Source organism: Chryseobacterium sp. FG46, from assembly GCF_057809135.1.
On sequence record NZ_JBMDJJ010000028.1, the window covers coordinates 1 to 17,798 of the forward strand.

Here is a 17,798-nt window from a genome sequence, read left to right on the forward strand (position 1 = left end):
ACATTGGGAAAATCCCTATGTCCTTGAATTTTAGCTTTAGGAAATTTTGATTTTAGTTCTCTTAACAGCCTGGCAATAGATTTTTTTTGTTCTTCCGTTCTTGTATCTTTTGGATTACCGCTTTTATCAATGCCTCCAATGTATGATATATTGATAATTTGAGAATTCCACCCTGCAACTCCATTGGATATCTGATCGATAGGCAAAGTCTTTACTATTTCTCCATCTGCTTTTATCATATAGTGATACCCTGGATTTTTCCATTTCAGGTTTTCCTTCCAGTACCTTTTAATGCTCTCTATTTTAACATCTGGCTGTGTTGCTGTACAATGTATAACTATGTAATTGATTGTTCTCATGGATTTCGTTTTATTTATTGTTGAGCAAAATTAAATCTGTAACGCCCAAAATAATGAGGGAAAAACACCCTATTTTAATAACCAAAAACTTGAAATACAGTAACAAAAAATCCCTCTCAGCGAGGGATTGATTTTTATAAATCCGGACATGCCATTTGGTTGTCATGTGGAATACATACTTTATCATCGCCCCATGGCATAGGGCAGTCATACCAGCCTGGAGGACATCCTCTTTTTCCAGTAATACTTCTTAATTTCTCCTTAGAGATTTTCTTTAAATTTTTCATGGTTTTGATTTTAGTTCTGAATCAAATATAAAAATTATTCTACAAATGAAGATTTAACATAAAAAAATATTCTTTACGGATTTCCGTAAACAAAAAACATTCAATAAAAGTATCTTAGAAAGATGAAAGAATTTATTAAAGATTGTTTGTTATTTCAAAGCCCGGACTGGCAAGTGAAGCTTATTGGGTTTATTACGTGGACATGTGGAATCGGATGGATTGTTTTAGTTTATCAAATGTTTATTAAGTAGTATATTTGAACCATGGAAAACATGGAAGAACTAGAAGCTAAAATAATAGAGAAAATAAGGGAAGACCATAAGAAAAATGGAGGCTGGAACGGTTCAGATATCAATGAACTGGATCAAATCATTAATTTGCCCATTCATGAAAGAAACAAGCTATTTGAAAAAATGGTAGCGGAGAAAAAGATCGCGTATCTTAAACCTCTCAACACTACCCGAATTACGCTGCCAAAATAAAGCCGGTGCAGTCAACATGGATATTTTGCACTTTGTCTGCCAATAATAAAAAGCAAAAACCTTCCCATATGGAAAGGTATTAAAAAACTTGACTTGTACTTTTAGTTTATACAAACTCCGTAAATATAAGTAGAGAATGCAATGGTAACCATACGGGAAACCGTAATGATTCAATTTAAATTGTTTGTATACTGTGAAATAAACAGTCACAAACCAATAGATACAAAAATTGCAATACGTTTTTTCATTCCGTATTGCAATTTTAATAAGTTCTGTAAAGATGTATTTAGAGGTTTTTATCGTCTTCCAGTAATTCCTTGGCCTGATATTCCTGAACCAGATCAATGGCATTGGAAATAACATCACTTAAAGCAGTAATAAATGTTCCTTCTTCAGCCATTCCCATGGCGTGTTTTAATGCTTCAATCTCTTTGGGAATAATCTCGTAACTCACATCCCTGCCTGCAGAATTAATCCCATCAATAATCAATCCGTTAATTTCGTCTTCCGTTCTTCCACGAAGATGCTTTTCATTCCGGATGATAATATAATCAAACATTCGTCCTGCAATCTTCCCACATTCTCTGATATCGTTATCTCTTCGGTCTCCGACACCGGAAATAATACCTATTTTCTTGGTGGATTCTACATTTTTCAGATAATCTTCAATAGCTTCGTATCCTGAAGGATTATGAGCAAAGTCAATCAGCACCTTAAAGTTTTTAAATTTAAAAATATTCAGCCTTCCCGGTGTGAGCTGAGCACTTGGAATAAAGGTTCTCAAAGAATTAGAAATATCTTCAATTCCGAATCCGTATAGATAACTTGCCAAACTGGCTGCCAATACATTTTCGATCATAAATCTGGCCTTTCCTTCCATCGTAATCGGGAAGTCTTTGGCTTTACCTATTCTGATTTTCCAGTCTCCTTTTTTGATGGTTACAAAACCTTCTTCATAAATACAGGTGATCTTTCCTTCTTTGGCAAATTTTACAATATGAGGATTATTTTCATCCATACTGAAAATAGCCACATTGGAATCGAGATCACTCACAATCTTCATGGAATATTCATTGTCGGCATTTAAAACACTCCAGCCGCTTTTTTTCACGCTATCCAGCACAACACGCTTTACTTTGGTAAGATCCTTCAGACTGTGAATATCATTCATTCCCAAATGGTCCTCCTCAATATTGGTCAAAACACCGATATCACATTGTGAAAAGCCAAGTCCTGAACGTAAGATACCGCCTCTTGCTGTTTCCAGCACGGCAAATTCTACGGTAGGGTCTTTTAAGATAAATTCTGCAGAAAGCGGTCCGGTAGTATCTCCTTTTGACAGCATGGTATTCTGAATATAAATTCCATCCGAAGTGGTAAATCCTACTCTGTAACCATTACTTTTTACAATATGGGAAATAAGTCTCGTAGTTGTTGTTTTTCCATTGGTTCCCGTTACCGCAATGATTGGAATGGTAAAGGGTTTTCCCTGTGGATACAGCATATCAACCACCGGAGCAGCTACGTTTCTTGGCAGCCCTTCACTTGGAGCAAGATGCATTCTGAATCCCGGCGCTGCATTCACTTCAATAATAGCTCCGCCACTTTCTTTTAAAGGCTGGGTAAGATTCTCTGCCATCACATCAATACCACAGACATCCAAGCCTATAATTTTAGAAATTCTTTCAGCCATCGTAATATTTTCCGGATGCACCATATCTGTTACATCAATGGATGTTCCTCCCGTTGAAAGATTGGCCGTTGATTTCAGATACACCACTTCTCCTCTTTGAGGAATGGTTTCCAGCGTGTACTGAAGCTTATCAAGTAATTCTAAAGTGTCTTTGTCCACTTCAATTTCGGTAAGGACATTTTCATGACCATAGCCTCTCCTTGGATCTTTGTTTTCTTTTTCAATAAGCTGCTGAAGGTTCAGTTCTCCATCTCCTACAACATGGGCAGGAACTCTTCTGGCAGCAGCCACCATTTTATTATTGATCACCAGTATACGGAAATCATATCCCGTAATGTATTTTTCAACAATTACTTTTCTTGAATATTTCTGAGCGTGCTCAAGACCTATCTTGGCAGCATCCCAATCGTTGACATTAATGGAAGATCCTTTTCCATGATTTCCATCCAAAGGCTTGATAACAATAGGATACCCGATTTTTCTGATCACAGCATTTAATCCTTCTTCATCAACTACCAGCTCTCCAATGGGTACCGGAATAGCTGCATCGTGAAGCATTCTCTTGGTTAATTCTTTATTACAGGCAATATCTACAGCAATAGAACTTGTGTTTCCGGTAATCGTAGCCTGAAATCTTTGCTGATTCACTCCATAGCCAAGCTGTACCAGAGAGTTTGTTCCCAGTCTTATCCATGGAATTCTTCTGGATGCAGCTTCTTCCACAATACTTCCAGTGGAAGGCCCGAGACGAACACGCTCCCTGATTTCTTTTAATCTATGAATACATGCATTCAAATCATAATCTTTGTTTTCAATCAGCGCTTCTGCAATCTTTACAGATTCTTCTGCAGCAAAGATCCCTGCATTTTCTTCGATATAATTAAATACTACATTATATACTCCCGGAGTTTTTGTTTCACGGGTTCTTCCAAACCCTACATCCATTCCTGCCAGGGTCTGTATTTCCAAAGCAATATGCTCAATGACGTGTCCCATCCAGGTTCCCGTTTCCACTCTATGGAAAAAGCCTCCTTCTACTCCTTCCGAGCATCGGTGCGTAATTAATGATGGGATTAATTTTTCAATCCTTTCCCGAAATCCTTCGATTTTATTGGTAGGATAATTCTCCATTTCTTCTAAGTCCAACCTCATCTGTATCAGCTTCTTTCTTCTGATGCTCCAGATGTTAGGACCTCTTAGTGCCTGAATCTTTTCGATTTTCATAGTCTATTGGCATTTTAACAGTTAACAATAACTCCTTTCAAAACCAAAGATAATGTAAAACCCTAAACGAAACTATACCACATTTAAAGATTCGTTAAAAAAAAAATAATTTTAATTAACATTCTTAAAACCTTAAAAATCAACTAAAGATGGCATGAAATTAGCGAAAGAATGTTAATTATTTTTTAATTTTGCACTATGATGAAACCCGTTGGAAAATTAATAGTTATTGGAGGAGCGGTAAACAAAGGAAGTTTTGCTGAAACCGACTACGATCAGAATATAGAAAAGAATCTTAATTTTTTTGAACGTGGGATCTTGCGAAAGATCATCAACGAATCAAAACTTAAAGAGAATTCTGTGATTGAAATCGTCACAACCGCTTCCCAAATTCCTCAGATCGTAGGTTCTGAATATAAAAAAGCATTTGAATTTCTTGGAGCTAAAAATGTAAATGTTCTTGACATCCACAACCGTGAAGAAGCCAATTCTGATGCAATGGTGGCAAGAGCCAACGCTGCCGATGTGATGATGTTCACCGGAGGAGATCAGCTGAGACTTACTTCTATTCTTGGAGGAACAAGATTTCATGATACGATTTTATTAAAATACCAGGAACAGGATTTTATTTATTCCGGAACTTCTGCAGGTGCTGCCGCAGCTTCTGAAAATATGATCTACCAGGGAAGCAGTTCTGAAGCCTTATTGAAAGGAGAAATCAAAACCACTCAGGGATTGGGGTTAATCGATAATGTTATTATTGACACCCATTTTGTACAACGAGGAAGAATCGGACGGCTTTTCCAGGCAGTAGTCAACAATCCAAGAACACTGGGAATCGGATTAGGTGAAGATACAGGACTTTTCATTCATAATGACGTAATGACTGCCGTAGGTTCAGGTCTTGTTATTCTGGTAGACGGAAGGTTTATCAAAGATACCAACCTTACTAATATCAATCTTGGAGAACCGATTTCTATTGATAATTTAACAGTACATGTTATGTCTATGAATGATCATTATGATCTGACGACAAAAACGCTGACGATTGAGAATTCTCAGTTTAATCCTATTCCACAGGATAAGTAGAACAATAAATACAGCTATACAAACGGAACCGAGGTTCCGTTTTTTATTTAAAATTTATATTTTTGGGCTAAAATGGATTTAAAATGTTTATTGTAAGGCGGGCTAAAGCCCACCTCGATTGATGTTGATATCCAGATGCATTATAGTTGTTTAACAACAATATCTTTTATCTTTTATCTTTTATCTTTTATCTTTTATCTTTTATCTTTTATCTTTTATTAATTAACTTCGTAAAAGAATATCATTTATCAATCATCATCTATAATTTTATGAAAGTAATTATCCACGGCGGTTTTTTCTCTGAAAGCGACCAAAGCCAAGAAGTAAAAACAGCAAAACAGGATTCATTAAAAGAAATTGCTCAAAAGGCATTCGACTATCTTACAACACATTCGGCTTTTGATACCGTTGCCTATGCTGTTTCCTTACTGGAAGACGATCCTTTATATAATGCAGGAATAGGTTCTCAAATCCAGAGTGATGGTGTGATCCGTATGAGTGCTGCCATCATGAACGGGAACACTCAGAAACTAAGCGGCGTCATTAATATTCAGAATGTACAAAATCCTATTTTTGTGGCTAAAGATCTTATCGGTGAGGATGACAGAGTTTTAGGAGGAAATGGTGCCAAAATATATGCTACAGAAAATGGTTTTGAAAATTTTTCTACGGAAATTCCCCAGAGAAGAAAAGAGTATGAGGCCAAACTTTCCAATGGAGGTAAAGGAACTGTAGGCTGTGTAGCCATTGACCATGAAGGAAAACTGGCTGTTGCCACGTCTACCGGAGGAAAAGGGTTTGAAATTCCCGGAAGAATTTCAGATTCTGCCACTGTGGCCGGAAATTATGCCAATGCTTTCTGTGCGGTAAGTTGTACTGGTGTAGGTGAAGATATTGTCAGCAATGCTACTGCTGCCAAAATTGTAACCAGAGTTACGGATGGTATGAGCCTTGAACAGGCTTTCAGCAAGACATTTGATGAACTTAAAACTATTGATGGATTCGCAGGTGCTATCGCTATTGATAAAGATGGAAATATCTATCATAGGGATTCGTATCCTACTATGGTTTTCGCCAGTTTTGATGGCGAAAAACTTGAAGTCTTCTCTTAAATTTAACATTTTTTTATAAGTCCATTTATTTTTTTGGCACGTATTTTACATTATTCATAACAACAAATTGTAATAATAACATAAAAAAATAGAAATCATGGGAAACAAGACAAAAGGATTATTAGCTTTACTAGGACTAGGTGCATTAGCTTATTGGAAATATAAGAATTCGAGTCCTGAAGATCAACAAGCTGTAAAGGATAAAATCAATACTGCAAAAGACAATCTTAATAAATGGGGAAATGACCTTAAGAGCAAAGCCAATGATGTTGCTTCCCAGGTTCAGAATAAAGTGGACGAAGTAAAAACAAAAGCTGAGGATTCTCTAAACTAACCAACACAGAGCAGTTTTTTTAACATTCATATATAGGAAAAAGTCATCGTAATAGTACTTACGATGACTTTTTATTTTTGTTAACTATTGTGGTTTTATTTTTTCTGTGCTGCCAGCGCATACACAAGAGGTATTTTATTGCCGAACTGTGGAATTCTCCATTTCCCTTTTTCAAATTCTTCTACGTGCCTGAAGCAAGGATAAGGTGACCAGTCAAACTCCCGGAAAGTATTCAGTTGTAAATCTTTTTTAATCAAATTATCAAGGACTTCTGCCAAAGAATGATTCCACATAACATATTCCTGCACGATGGATGCAGACTGATCCGCATATGTTCCTTCATACGTTTCTACAATCGGTTTTTCATTGAAATAGCTATAAGCTACTTTTGTAAAATCATCATCAAACATCCAGACGGCAGGGTGAAATTCTGCCATAATGAATTTTCCTCCCGGATTCAAAAAATGATTGATAACACCTGCCCATTTTTCAAGATCGGGAAGCCATCCTATTGTACCATAGCTTGTATAAACGATATCAAATTTCTGATCCAGAACATTTGGCAAATTATACACATCTGAACAGATAAATTCTGTATCGGTAGCGCATTTTTGTGCAAGATATCCGGCGGTATCAATAGCTTTATCAGAAAGATCAATTCCTGTCACTTTTGCTCCCATTCTTGACAAGGAAATAGAATCCTGCCCAAAATGGCACTGCAAATGCAGAATAGTTTTTCCTTTTATATCTCCAAGAAGATCTAATTCTATTGAGTTCAGGGATGTTCTCCCTTTTAAAAATTCATCTACAAAGTAGAAATCCGATTTCAGATGAGGTTCTACTTTGGCATTCCATGATTTTTTATTAATTTCTAAGTAATTTTCCATGGTTTAAGTTTAAAAAAGTGTGAGTTTTCCTATAAAGTAATTTTCGTTATCAGCATACGACAATCATAATTTATCCATTAATTTCTTCTTCTGCTCAAGAAATTCGTCTTCACTTAGAACTCCCGTTTCTTTTAATCTTCCCAATTGTTCCAACTGATCTAAAACACTAGGTTCAGATGTATTCTGAAAATGTGTTTCCGGACGGGACATGAATTCTCTTACCTTTTCGCAGAACAGTTCAGCATGATACTTTCCTACTCCATCAATCTCTACAATATCATCTGTAACCTGAATATCTATGGAAGCCAGTAAAAATTCTGTTTCATATTGTATGGAGCTTATCTTACTGTAAGAAAAGTCTTCCACTTTCAATCCGTACATGAATTCCTTATCCACAAAAATCAGTCTTCTGTCAGTGGCAACTAAGATGATATGATGATTGTTCAGTTTATTTCTGCCTTCTACCAGATATACAATTCTTTCTTCCGGTGAAAGGATATCCGGTAGTTCATGAATTTCTTTCCGGGCAAATATGGTAGGGCTGATATCCAGCTTTTTAAGTTCTTCTCTTATTTCGTCTAGTCTTGATTTTTCACTCATAGCGTTAGTTTTTGGGTCTAAATTACTCTTTATAAGTAATAAAAATTTAATTCAATAAAAATATTAGTCTTCTGATGGTATCACAATAGAAGTATGCAAACAGTATAGCTTCCAGCCCAATGTTTCATACAACAGCTTTCCTTCTTCCGTTGCCACCAAAATATTCTTGTAAAAACCTTTGGATAAAGCGATCTTCTCCAATTCTTTCAATAGAAAACGGGCGAGCCCTTTCCTTTGATGATTTGTTTCGGTAATAATCCTGTCATACACTGCAACATCATCAATAAGAGAAACACGACCAATAGAAGCCTGTTCACCATTTTCCGCTACAATCCTGACAACAAAGGTTGTATTATACTCAGAAAATTCTAAATGATATCCTTCTGCAAGATTCATTTCCGGAAAATTCATAGGATGAAAACAGGTCATCATATATCCCTGTGGCTGCAGTTTCCACCTTTCGGGAATTCTATGTATAAATTCATCAGGAGAAGCAGATACTTTCAGATAAATCCACGGATCATCAATTGAATGGGCATGCTGGAAAAAATCATCATTAAGCTCAGGAAACACAAAACGTTCTTTTTGCTTTTCATCTCCTACATTTACATAAAACCCGGATTTATAGGGAAGAGGAAAAGAGACATCTCTTGACAGGCACCATCCTTTAAGCCAGCTCTCTACTATTTTTGAAGATACTTTATCCTTCATAATTCGGTTTACAAATTTTATTTTAATTGCTCCAGCAGTTTCTTTTTTTGCTCTGCAAATTCCATATCGGTTAAAATTCCGTTCTCTCTCAATTTTCCTAATTTCTCAAGCTGATTTAGAATTTCTTCTGATGAAATTCCTTTGTTTACCACATTATCAATTTGTTTTGGAGATTGTTCTTTAGGATGATTATAAATACCTTTTATCTTGTCATAGAAATTTTCTGCATCATCTTTATCCATAAAGCATTCAAACGCTACCACTCTTTCGTCAAGATGTAATTTAATAATTGGTGATCTCGGATCTGTTACAAAACTTACAGCCTTAATGGTTTCGTTTGGATAATTATTGATTTTTGCATCGCCAAACATTGCTTTTGATACTGAAATCAGCCTCAACGGTGTTGCCACCAATATTCCTGCTGCCAAAGTATTCACAAACTGAGCATCTGTAATAGCGATAATCTGCTCATCTTCTGAAATCAAATACGGAAGTTCTTTGATTTCTCCTTTGGTAAAGACGGACAGATTAGAATGAAGCATTTCCAGTTCCTTCTTTATTTTCTGGTGTCTTCGTTTATAAACTTCTTTTGGGATTTGATGAGAGTCATAATCTGCCATTGCAGGAAGGTTCTGGTCTGCAGTCATTACTGCCTGAACTTCTTCAGTTTTCTCTTTGCTCAGCATTTTACTGATATCATGAATGCTGAATTTATTAAGGTTATAAAGCAACTCTTCATTGATATCAGTTACTTTATTTAAACATTTATTGCATAAGACATTACCGTCTGAAAGCGTATTTGCTCCCAAAAGGGTATCCATGGATGTTAATTCTGTAATACACAATGCACAATTATTAGTCATTCCTTTTTTACTCAAAAGTATTTAAATCTTAGCATCCATCAAACAAATCAACCACAAAATTACTTTTGTGGTTGATTTGTTTTTTTTTATGTATCTATCCTATTATTCTCCTAAAAACTCTTCTAAGGAAACCGTTTTCTGCTCTCCTGCTTCAAGATCTTTAAAAGTAACCGTATTATTTTTAATTTCTTCTTCACCCAGGAAAACAAGATTCTTTATGCCTTTCTTTTCAGCATAGGTAAACTGTTTGTTGATCTTTGCATTTTCAGGATATAACTCTGCTGAAATTCCTTTGGCTCTTAGCTGCATGATCAGCTTCAATGCATCTGTAATTCCTTCTCCTCCAAAGTTAGCAAACAGATATTCTATTTTGGCTGATGCTTCTTCTGGGAATAGATTGAGTTCTTCCATCACAAGATAAATTCTGTCTAATCCGAATGAAATTCCTATTCCAGGAATATTTTTAACGCCAAACACTTCGGTAAGGTTATCATATCTACCGCCACCTCCGATAGATCCCATGGCAACTTCATCTGCTTTCACTTCAAAGATAGCTCCTGTATAATAGTCTAAACCTCTCGCCAGTGTAATATTGAATACCAGATTTTGAATATCCACACCCAGGTTCAGCGATTGTGTAAGAACAAATTCCAGTTCTTCCACTCCTTTCAGACCGATTTCATTTCCTGCAAATTTTTCTTTCAGCTGAAGAAGATTTTCCAGCGCATCATCCGACTGGCTGAACAAGAAATCCAGCTTATCAATAGATTCCTGAGAAATTTCTCTTTCCAGTAATTCTTTTACAACTCCGTCTTTACCTATTTTATCCAGCTTATCTAATGCTACAGTGAAATCTATCAATTTATCTGTGATTCCTGCATATTCTGCCAATCCGGATAGAATCTTTCTGTTGTTCATATGAATGGTTACAGGAACTTTCAGATCTGCAAAAGATTTCAGATACAACTGAACCAGCTCTACTTCCTGTAGTAAACTCTCGCTTCCTACAACGTCGGCATCGCACTGATAAAATTCTCTGAATCTTCCTTTCTGAGGCCTGTCTGCTCTCCACACCGGCTGGATCTGAGAACGTTTGAATGGAAACGTGAGTTTACCATGATTCATCGCTACAAATCTTGCAAAAGGTACGGTAAGGTCATAACGAAGAGCTTTATCTGTAAGGCTCTCTGCACTGAATGGCTTTTCCAATGCTTTTTGAAAGTCATGAAGCATCTGAGTTTTTTTCTCTTCTTTTGCTTCATTGATACTTGAATTTAAAATTTTAAAAATTAAGCGGTCACCTTCTTCTCCGTATTTTCCTGTTAACGTAGAAAGATTTTCAAAGCTTGGGGTTTCCAATGGTTGAAAACCGAATAATTCAAAATTATTCTGTAAAATATTGATGATATATTTTCTTCTGGAAACTTCCTGTGCCGTAAAATCTCTCGTCCCTTTTGCTAAACTTGGCTTCATTTGTTGTATGTCATTTTGATAAATGCAAAAGTACGGAATTGAAAGGAATTTTACATAGTATAAAAAGCTGAAGAAAGTCTTCCCTCAGCTTTTCTTGTGATGCTATCAATTATTCAAAAAAAATCATAAGCTTTCAAGGATTTCAAGAATTTCTTCACCATAATTTTCAATCTTATGCTTCCCGAACCCCTTGATCTCCAGCAATTCTTCTTTCTTAGCAGGTTTATACTTAGCAACAGATATCAGTTCTTTGTTACTTGCGATGAAATAAGTAGGAAGATTATGTTCCCGTGCTTTTTCTGACCTCCAAAGCTTCAGAGCATCCAGTATCTTTTCTTCATCTGTATTCAAAAGATCATTTTCTGCAGAATATTTTACTGCCTTGGATTCTTTTACTGTACTTTTTGCAAGCTTTAAGTCTTCAAAATACAATATGACAGACCAATACTTTTCTTCACTCACAAAAGCTGTTTCTACTTTCATAATTTCATTACCTTCCAGAAAATCATCCAGCATTTTCTGATCTTTGTAGAGAAATTCTTCAGGCAGCCTGATTTTAAAAATTTTCACTCTCATCATAGGTGTTTTTAAAGTTATTTTCCTCCTAACAGTAGGATTTCATCTACACGAATTTCCGTGATATACCGCTTTATCCCATCTTTATCATCATATGATCTGTAGGTAAGCTTTCCTTCAATGGCTATTTCTTTTCCTTTAGGAACATACTTTTCAAAGATTTCCGCTGTTTTCCCAAATGCAATCAAATTGTGCCATTGCGTTTCTTCTACTTTTTCTCCTTTAGCATTGGTGTAATGATCACTGGTAGCTAAGGATACACTTGCTTTTACGTTTCCATTGTCGAAATTTACCATTTCAACTTCTTTACCTGTGTAACCAATTAATGTTACTTTGTTTCTTAGTGACATAACTTTTATATTTTAAAGATTAATAATTCAGATAAGAGACGTTCACTGCTTTCTCAAATCTCTGTTGCAAAGATTGCGATGCTTCCCATTCTCAGTCGGTTATAAACTATTTAAATTCGTTTGTAACCGTTTGAAAACGGATAATAAAATAAAAAGAATCTTTTTTATACAGAATTTATCAGAATTAAAAAGCATTAATACTTCCGATTAATTAAAAATTTAATAAAATGAAAACACTTCCTAAAATATTTTTCTTTTTAAAAAAACATGGAAAAACAGATCTATGACAAGGGATTTTTTCTCTTTAATTTGATTTTTTTTTTGCAAATTTGTAAAAACGTCTGATATGCAAAAAGAAAAACTACGTACAGTAAGAAAGATGAAAGGATTTACTCAGCAGCAAATGGCTGAAGTGATCCCCACTGACGTCTCCAATTATAGCAGAAAAGAAAGCGGTGGTGTATCTATAACACAGACTGAATGGCAAAAGCTGGCTAAGTTTTTAGATGTTCCGGTAGACGAAATTTATGAAGAAGAGGAAGCTACCATTATTATTGAAAATCCTGTTTTTAATGACAGCCCTGGAGCAAACGTTGGTAACAGTGGTTTCTCCGCCAACAATATGGGGCATATCAGCAATGAATTAAGCATAGAAATCATAAAAACCATGCAGGAATATATTGGTCTGCTGAAAGAAGAGATCGAAAGACTTAAAAAATAGCAAACATCTTTTACAAAAAAATATACTAAAGTCAGGATAGAACATTTCTATTCTGGCTTTCTTTTTTACAAAGTAATATGACTTTTAACGGTCCTTATATCATTCAAATCCTATCCATTTACAAACGGATAATTCCGTATCTTTGACACACGGTCTGTATTGTGAACAATTACGAGAGGAATTTATATTCATACCATGTTTTACAGCCGTTCGCGGAAAATCTAATTTAAATTATAAAAGATAAAGAAGAGTAAATGAAGAAGACATTCAAAAGAACATTCAGGGTTTCAAAATATGTGATTTATAAAGAGACGCTTGTTGATTATAAGGAGCATTTCTGGTCATTTCTGGGAGCATTTTTCGGGATCGGGATCATTGCGTTTATCCAGTCTCATTCACTCACAGAAACTGAAAATATATTCCTGATCGGTTCTTTTGGAGCATCAAGCGTTCTTATTTATGGTGCTATCCAGAGTCCTTTGGCCCAACCCCGAAACCTTATAGGCGGGCATGTGCTTTCGGCATTAGTAGGCGTTACCGTCTATCAGCTTGTTCCGGATATCATCTGGCTTTCGGCACCTTTGGCAGTAGCATTTTCCATTGTATTGATGCAGTATACGAAAACATTACACCCGCCAGGTGGAGCTACAGCGCTGATTGCAGTGAGTTCTACAGGAAAAATTCCGGAACTGGGCTATTGGTATGTACTCTCCCCTGTTCTTTCCGGATGCATTATTCTTTTGATTGTAGCCTTATTTTTTAATAATATTACTTCCAACAGAAGCTATCCTACCCACAGCATGTTCAAAAAACTGTTAAAAAAAAGACACCAACATCACTTAAAATAAAAATCATGAATTGTCTGGAATGTGGCGAGAAGATCATTGGAAGATCTGATAAAAAATTCTGCAATGATGCCTGTCGGAACGCCTATAACAATAAGCAGAATAAGGATTCTACTAATCTGATGCGGAATGTAAACAACAAACTCCGTAAGAATTACCGTATTCTGATGGAAATCAATACCGATGGTAAAACAAAAGTTACCAGGTCCAGACTGGATGGCTTGGGTTTTGATTTCGATTATTTTACCAACCTGAAAGTTTATAAAAATGGTTCTGAATACAAATTCATTTATGATTACGGTTATAAACTCCTGGAAGATGATTTTGTACTGATTGTAAAAAATCAGGCATAACCCACCCACCACAAATATAAAATTATGAAAGAAGTCGTTCTGATCACAGGTGCCGGCGGCATGATTGCCAAAGAACTGGCAAAAAAAATAGATAAGGAATACGAAATCAGGTTTCTGACCCGAAAAAAAGTTCATAATCATGAATATGAATGGGACATCAAAAAAGGAACTATTGATGAGACCGCCTTTGAGAATGTGTCCCACATCATTCATCTTGCAGGTGCCAATATTTCAGAAAAGCGCTGGACTCCGGAAAGAAAAAAAGAACTGATTTCCAGTCGTGTAGATTCTGCGGAATTGCTGAGAACAACTTTAAGAAAAAACAAGATCAGGCTAAAATCTTTTATTTCAGCTTCGGGAATTAATTTTTATGGTACGGAAACTTCAGAAAAAATTTATACAGAAACAGATCCGCCAGGCAACGATTTTCTAAGTGAGGTAGTTGTTTTATGGGAAAGAGCTGCTGACGATTTTAAGGAACAGGATCTGGCAGAAAGAGTTGTCAAAATACGTACCGCTGTTGTTCTTTCTGAAAAGGACGGAGCATTAAAGAAAATGATCCCTCCTATCCAATATTATATCGGTTCTCCTCTGGGAAGCGGCAGGCAATACATGCCTTGGGTTCATATTGAAGATATTTGTTCTATTTATGAATTTGCTTTAAAAAATCCTAATATGGATGGAGCTTATAATGCAGTCTCTCCACAGCATACCACCAATAAAGAGCTGACAAAAAAGATTGCCCAGATACTAAAGAAACCTTTATTTATGCCTAATGTTCCCGGGTTTGTTCTGAAACTATTATTTGGCGAACTCGCTGTTGCTATATTGGAAGGGTCACGGGCTTCCTCAAAGAAACTTGAGGATGCAGGTTTCCATTTCAAATTTCCGGGTCTTGAGAAAGCTTTAAAAGATTTATTAAAGAAATAATTTCAATAAAATAGTTATTATAACACAGCAATATTCTAATGAAAAACCCGAACATAACCTTATTAAACACAGAAATCCTTTCAGATAACTGGTATACTTTAAACAAAGTCACCTATTCTGTTTTAAAAAAAGACGGGACTACAGAAACCCAGAGCAGAGAAGCCTATGACCGTGGAAACGGAGCTGTAATTCTACTTTACAATAGAGTCTCCAACACGGTTATCCTCACCAGGCAATTCAGATTACCTACTTATATCAACGGAAATGCTACAGGGATGCTGATAGAAGCCTGTGCCGGACTTCTGGATAATGATAATCCTGAAGACTGTATAAAAAGGGAAACGGAAGAAGAAACCGGCTATAAAATCTCCAAGGTGGAAAAAATATTTGAAGCCTATATGTCGCCCGGATCCGTGACGGAAATTCTTTATTTCTTCATTGCAGAATATTCCCATGAAATGAAAATCAATGATGGAGGCGGCCTGGAAGAAGAAGGTGAAAATATAGAAGTGCTGGAATTATCGTTTGAAGAAAGCCTGAAAATGATTGATACCGGAGAAATTAAAGATGCGAAAACCATTATGCTTTTGCAGCATCTGAGGATTAAAGGAATCTTGTAAAATTATAATATCAATGATGATTGATAAAGGATAATTGATACAGAAAACCGCCTATTTGAATAAAGGCAATAACTTAACTCCGGTAGTTTATACGATATGAAGTCTTTGGGAATACAGATAATTAAAGCTGGTGCTTTATTTTTAGTCCTTTTTTTCAGCATCCTGATGTTGAAAGTAATTTCCCAATATACTTCTTTGGATAAAAATACCGGATTTCTGGCTTTCAAACAAGAAGTAGTCGGTATGTAAGGAAAAATTCAATCTTTTTATTTTCCGTAACCCGGATTACAGTCTTATTGAAGTAAGTAATTATTATTAACAAAAACAGCTCTGTATCAGTTTATTACTATTCATTTTTTAGAATTTTACGGTCTGAGATTTTTAAAAGATAAAATCGTTAGTGCAAAATTCGTATAAAATTCACAAAAACCATTGAGAAAATCTATTTAATCCTTTATATTTTCAATTTAAAGCCTTAATTTTGCATAGAAATTCAGAAAATTCGGATTCTTTCAACAGGTTATGTACATGAAAAAAATGATGATCGGGCTTGCTTTGGCCTTATCCATTACTATTTGGGGGCAAAAAACTCCTGCAAAAGCAAACAATCTTACCCCTTACAGCTATCAGACTTTTAACTGTGACAATAAAGGGTATTTTGACCCGGCTAAATATAAAAAAGAAGAAATAGACGGGATTAACAAACTTTTGTATCAGTTCAATGGGGTTGTATTTGATACCCAGCCTGTTTTTAAAATTGCCCAGCTTGAAGAAATCCGTAAAAACAGAGAATCGTATTTACAGGAACTGGAAAAGCAGTATGACGAAAAGAAAAAAGAATTGTACAGCCTCAAAGTAATTGATCTTCCCAAATGGAAAAAATTAATGGAAGAAACTATTGATTCTTTTGAAAATGAATACCAGCTTAATAAAGAAGAAATCCTCGCCTATTCTGATCCTTCCACATTGAGAAACAGTAAATATTACGATACCTGCAGAGAGCAGATTGATGCCATATCCTCGCCCGACAGAGAAAAGATGTTTGCAGCATGGCGAACATACACTGAACTTAAAAGCAAAAATAATGCTGACCCCAAGGGTGTAATGGCAAGATTTGATGCCAAAATGAATGATCCTCAAAAAGAAGATTATGCATTAATTGATATGATTGGGCTGGGTTTTCACAACTGTGCCAACAGCAGTTTCAGACAAAAGCGTGATAATGAAGAGACCACATACAAGGATTTTGATAAGATTTTCACCAGGCTGAAGAGAACTTGTGATCAGCCATAGGTTTATTAAAAGATTGAAGCATTTAAATATTTAAAAATATACTAGCAGTACTCAGATTGGGTACTGTTTTTTATTTATTTTCAGATTGAATAACCATTACAATCAGATCTTAATGAGCTGTGAAAGTTAACTATACACACTCTAGCAGCTCTTTATCATTATAATTTAATGCTTTAAAAATACTCAAATAAATTAATAATGAATAAGTTATGGTTTATCAGATTTAAATCCGTAATTTTGCACCCCGAAAATAAGGATTAGAGATATGAAAAAAATTGGTGAGCACAGAACGCTTCTTGGAGTAGATAAAAATGTTACTTTAAAAGAATTAAAGACAATTTACAGAAATGTGATGAAAGATACGCATCCTGATAAATTTATTAATGATGAAGCCGGAAAACTGGAAGCTGAAGAAAAGAGCAAATCTGTAATTGAAGCGTATCACTTTTTGGTAAGCATTAATTCTGAAACACAGGAAAAGTACAAGGAAGAATATACTGAAACGATTACAAAATCCAATATTCAGGATTTTTATCTTGAAAAATCAATTTTAACGGTTCAGCATTTGAACGGAAATATGTATGAGTATATGGGGGTTCCAAAAAACACGTATATCAAAATGATTAATGCTGATTCACCAAGCCGTTTTGCAAGAAGACATATCTACGGAAACTTCGTTTACAGAAAGTCCGGAGAGGCAATGGCAGATTAATTTTTTTTACATTACAATATATATAAGAGCTTTCAGTTTTTGCTGGAAGCTTTTTTGTTGCCCAAACCGGATGTTATGTTTTGGCTAAAGCCAATATTGGCTGTTATAAATTTAAGCGGGCTAAAGCCCGCTCCTATTGAATATTTTCTTAATGCGCAATAATCATCATCAATAGAAATGGGCTTTAGCCCATTTACAATAATAAAAATCATCCAATGGCTTTAGCCAAAACCTATATAACCTAATTTTAAATCATCAAATATCAACAAAAAAGCGCCTCAGAA

21 protein-coding genes are annotated in these 17,798 nt (G+C 35.5%); 11 read left to right on the top strand and 10 right to left on the bottom strand.

Annotated elements, in window-relative coordinates; genetic code table 11:
* Both ACODR7_RS17595 and ACODR7_RS17600 read right to left on the bottom strand, forming a co-directional pair.
* Window positions 1-359 (bottom strand): N-acetylmuramoyl-L-alanine amidase (locus ACODR7_RS17595; protein WP_488841060.1); only part of this gene is annotated, 359 nt, incomplete at its 3' end.
* A 134-nt stretch (window positions 360-493) separates the two neighbouring features.
* Window positions 494-646, bottom strand: a complete 153-nt coding sequence (locus ACODR7_RS17600) for a bacteriocin-like protein (protein ID WP_488841062.1) — start codon at window positions 644-646, stop codon at window positions 494-496.
* A 272-nt stretch (window positions 647-918) separates the two neighbouring features.
* On the opposite strand from ACODR7_RS17600, the gene ACODR7_RS17605 reads away from it, so the two are divergent.
* Window positions 919-1,128, top strand: coding sequence for a hypothetical protein (locus tag ACODR7_RS17605; protein WP_488841064.1), 210 nt, complete (start codon window positions 919-921; stop codon window positions 1,126-1,128).
* Window positions 1,129-1,414: 286 nt separating this feature from the next.
* Here ACODR7_RS17605 and cphA read toward each other — a convergent pair whose 3' ends face one another.
* The gene (gene cphA / locus ACODR7_RS17610; RefSeq protein ID WP_488841066.1) at window positions 1,415-4,045 is read right to left on the bottom strand and encodes a cyanophycin synthetase; all 2,631 of its coding nucleotides are present in this window, start codon (window positions 4,043-4,045) and stop codon (window positions 1,415-1,417) included.
* Window positions 4,046-4,246: 201 nt separating this feature from the next.
* Here cphA and ACODR7_RS17615 point away from each other — a divergent pair, with 201 nt between their 5' ends.
* The 3 genes from ACODR7_RS17615 to ACODR7_RS17625 all read left to right on the top strand — a co-directional run bounded on the left by ACODR7_RS17615 (window position 4,247) and on the right by ACODR7_RS17625 (window position 6,580).
* Window positions 4,247-5,134 carry a cyanophycinase gene (locus ACODR7_RS17615; RefSeq protein ID WP_488841130.1) on the top strand — a complete coding sequence of 296 codons (888 nt, stop codon included), beginning with the start codon at window positions 4,247-4,249 and terminating at the stop codon, window positions 5,132-5,134.
* Window positions 5,135-5,403: 269 nt separating this feature from the next.
* Window positions 5,404-6,246, top strand: coding sequence for an isoaspartyl peptidase/L-asparaginase (locus tag ACODR7_RS17620; RefSeq protein ID WP_488841068.1), 843 nt, complete (start codon window positions 5,404-5,406; stop codon window positions 6,244-6,246).
* A 97-nt stretch (window positions 6,247-6,343) separates the two neighbouring features.
* Window positions 6,344-6,580, top strand: coding sequence for a YtxH domain-containing protein (locus tag ACODR7_RS17625; RefSeq protein WP_123871504.1), 237 nt, complete (start codon window positions 6,344-6,346; stop codon window positions 6,578-6,580).
* Between the two features lie 95 nt (window positions 6,581-6,675).
* On the opposite strand, the gene ACODR7_RS17630 is transcribed toward ACODR7_RS17625, so the two are convergent.
* The 7 genes from ACODR7_RS17630 to ACODR7_RS17660 all read right to left on the bottom strand — a co-directional run bounded on the left by ACODR7_RS17630 (window position 6,676) and on the right by ACODR7_RS17660 (window position 12,040).
* Window positions 6,676-7,467, bottom strand: coding sequence for a class I SAM-dependent methyltransferase (locus ACODR7_RS17630; RefSeq protein ID WP_488841070.1), 792 nt, complete (start codon window positions 7,465-7,467; stop codon window positions 6,676-6,678).
* A 63-nt stretch (window positions 7,468-7,530) separates the two neighbouring features.
* Window positions 7,531-8,067: a PH domain-containing protein gene (locus tag ACODR7_RS17635; RefSeq protein WP_488841072.1), complete on the bottom strand. Its 537-nt coding sequence runs from the start codon at window positions 8,065-8,067 to the stop codon at window positions 7,531-7,533.
* 63 nt (window positions 8,068-8,130) lie between these two features.
* Complete coding sequence (locus tag ACODR7_RS17640) at window positions 8,131-8,778, bottom strand: GNAT family N-acetyltransferase (protein WP_488841074.1); 648 nt, start codon at window positions 8,776-8,778, stop codon at window positions 8,131-8,133.
* A 17-nt stretch (window positions 8,779-8,795) separates the two neighbouring features.
* Complete coding sequence (locus ACODR7_RS17645) at window positions 8,796-9,641, bottom strand: PH domain-containing protein (RefSeq protein ID WP_488841076.1); 846 nt, start codon at window positions 9,639-9,641, stop codon at window positions 8,796-8,798.
* 102 nt (window positions 9,642-9,743) lie between these two features.
* Window positions 9,744-11,114 carry a histidine--tRNA ligase gene (gene hisS / locus ACODR7_RS17650; protein WP_136521031.1) on the bottom strand — a complete coding sequence of 457 codons (1,371 nt, stop codon included), beginning with the start codon at window positions 11,112-11,114 and terminating at the stop codon, window positions 9,744-9,746.
* A gap of 123 nt (window positions 11,115-11,237) precedes the next feature.
* On the bottom strand, window positions 11,238-11,693 hold the full coding sequence (locus tag ACODR7_RS17655) for an HRDC domain-containing protein (protein ID WP_488841079.1): 456 nt from the start codon (window positions 11,691-11,693) through the stop codon (window positions 11,238-11,240).
* A 14-nt stretch (window positions 11,694-11,707) separates the two neighbouring features.
* The gene (locus tag ACODR7_RS17660; RefSeq protein ID WP_076597771.1) at window positions 11,708-12,040 is read right to left on the bottom strand and encodes a single-stranded DNA-binding protein; all 333 of its coding nucleotides are present in this window, start codon (window positions 12,038-12,040) and stop codon (window positions 11,708-11,710) included.
* A gap of 346 nt (window positions 12,041-12,386) precedes the next feature.
* Here ACODR7_RS17660 and ACODR7_RS17665 point away from each other — a divergent pair, with 346 nt between their 5' ends.
* The 7 genes from ACODR7_RS17665 to ACODR7_RS17695 all read left to right on the top strand — a co-directional run bounded on the left by ACODR7_RS17665 (window position 12,387) and on the right by ACODR7_RS17695 (window position 17,514).
* Complete coding sequence (locus tag ACODR7_RS17665) at window positions 12,387-12,761, top strand: helix-turn-helix domain-containing protein (protein ID WP_228407962.1); 375 nt, start codon at window positions 12,387-12,389, stop codon at window positions 12,759-12,761.
* Window positions 12,762-13,015: 254 nt separating this feature from the next.
* The gene (locus ACODR7_RS17670) at window positions 13,016-13,609 is read left to right on the top strand and encodes an HPP family protein (RefSeq protein ID WP_488841081.1); all 594 of its coding nucleotides are present in this window, start codon (window positions 13,016-13,018) and stop codon (window positions 13,607-13,609) included.
* A gap of 5 nt (window positions 13,610-13,614) precedes the next feature.
* Window positions 13,615-13,959 carry a hypothetical protein gene (locus ACODR7_RS17675; protein ID WP_488841083.1) on the top strand — a complete coding sequence of 115 codons (345 nt, stop codon included), beginning with the start codon at window positions 13,615-13,617 and terminating at the stop codon, window positions 13,957-13,959.
* Between the two features lie 24 nt (window positions 13,960-13,983).
* Window positions 13,984-14,889 (top strand): TIGR01777 family oxidoreductase, encoded by a 906-nt coding sequence (locus ACODR7_RS17680; RefSeq protein ID WP_488841085.1) that lies wholly within the window; start codon window positions 13,984-13,986, stop codon window positions 14,887-14,889.
* A 38-nt stretch (window positions 14,890-14,927) separates the two neighbouring features.
* Window positions 14,928-15,509, top strand: a complete 582-nt coding sequence (gene nudK / locus ACODR7_RS17685; RefSeq protein ID WP_488841087.1) for a GDP-mannose pyrophosphatase NudK — start codon at window positions 14,928-14,930, stop codon at window positions 15,507-15,509.
* 528 nt (window positions 15,510-16,037) lie between these two features.
* The gene (locus ACODR7_RS17690; protein WP_488841089.1) at window positions 16,038-16,802 is read left to right on the top strand and encodes a hypothetical protein; all 765 of its coding nucleotides are present in this window, start codon (window positions 16,038-16,040) and stop codon (window positions 16,800-16,802) included.
* A gap of 265 nt (window positions 16,803-17,067) precedes the next feature.
* A complete protein-coding gene (locus ACODR7_RS17695) occupies window positions 17,068-17,514 on the top strand; it encodes a KTSC domain-containing protein (RefSeq protein ID WP_076597776.1) in 447 nt (148 codons plus the stop codon).
* Window positions 17,515-17,798 lie beyond the last annotated feature (284 nt).

Excerpts from the sequence above, each read along its gene's own strand:
- ACODR7_RS17600 (WP_488841062.1), bottom strand. The coding sequence starts at position 646 with ATGAAAAATTTAAAGAAAATCTCTAAGGAGAAATTAAGAAGTATTACT.
- ACODR7_RS17605 (WP_488841064.1), top strand. The coding sequence starts at position 919 with ATGGAAGAACTAGAAGCTAAAATAATAGAGAAAATAAGGGAAGACCAT.
- cphA (WP_488841066.1), bottom strand. The coding sequence starts at position 4,045 with ATGAAAATCGAAAAGATTCAGGCACTAAGAGGTCCTAACATCTGGAGC.
- ACODR7_RS17615 (WP_488841130.1), top strand. The coding sequence starts at position 4,247 with ATGAAACCCGTTGGAAAATTAATAGTTATTGGAGGAGCGGTAAACAAA.
- ACODR7_RS17620 (WP_488841068.1), top strand. The coding sequence starts at position 5,404 with ATGAAAGTAATTATCCACGGCGGTTTTTTCTCTGAAAGCGACCAAAGC.
- ACODR7_RS17625 (WP_123871504.1), top strand. The coding sequence starts at position 6,344 with ATGGGAAACAAGACAAAAGGATTATTAGCTTTACTAGGACTAGGTGCA.
- ACODR7_RS17630 (WP_488841070.1), bottom strand. The coding sequence starts at position 7,467 with ATGGAAAATTACTTAGAAATTAATAAAAAATCATGGAATGCCAAAGTA.
- ACODR7_RS17635 (WP_488841072.1), bottom strand. The coding sequence starts at position 8,067 with ATGAGTGAAAAATCAAGACTAGACGAAATAAGAGAAGAACTTAAAAAG.
- ACODR7_RS17640 (WP_488841074.1), bottom strand. The coding sequence starts at position 8,778 with ATGAAGGATAAAGTATCTTCAAAAATAGTAGAGAGCTGGCTTAAAGGA.
- ACODR7_RS17645 (WP_488841076.1), bottom strand. The coding sequence starts at position 9,641 with ATGACTAATAATTGTGCATTGTGTATTACAGAATTAACATCCATGGAT.
- hisS (WP_136521031.1), bottom strand. The coding sequence starts at position 11,114 with ATGAAGCCAAGTTTAGCAAAAGGGACGAGAGATTTTACGGCACAGGAA.
- ACODR7_RS17655 (WP_488841079.1), bottom strand. The coding sequence starts at position 11,693 with ATGATGAGAGTGAAAATTTTTAAAATCAGGCTGCCTGAAGAATTTCTC.
- ACODR7_RS17660 (WP_076597771.1), bottom strand. The coding sequence starts at position 12,040 with ATGTCACTAAGAAACAAAGTAACATTAATTGGTTACACAGGTAAAGAA.
- ACODR7_RS17665 (WP_228407962.1), top strand. The coding sequence starts at position 12,387 with ATGCAAAAAGAAAAACTACGTACAGTAAGAAAGATGAAAGGATTTACT.
- ACODR7_RS17670 (WP_488841081.1), top strand. The coding sequence starts at position 13,016 with ATGAAGAAGACATTCAAAAGAACATTCAGGGTTTCAAAATATGTGATT.
- ACODR7_RS17675 (WP_488841083.1), top strand. The coding sequence starts at position 13,615 with ATGAATTGTCTGGAATGTGGCGAGAAGATCATTGGAAGATCTGATAAA.
- ACODR7_RS17680 (WP_488841085.1), top strand. The coding sequence starts at position 13,984 with ATGAAAGAAGTCGTTCTGATCACAGGTGCCGGCGGCATGATTGCCAAA.
- nudK (WP_488841087.1), top strand. The coding sequence starts at position 14,928 with ATGAAAAACCCGAACATAACCTTATTAAACACAGAAATCCTTTCAGAT.
- ACODR7_RS17690 (WP_488841089.1), top strand. The coding sequence starts at position 16,038 with ATGAAAAAAATGATGATCGGGCTTGCTTTGGCCTTATCCATTACTATT.
- ACODR7_RS17695 (WP_076597776.1), top strand. The coding sequence starts at position 17,068 with ATGAAAAAAATTGGTGAGCACAGAACGCTTCTTGGAGTAGATAAAAAT.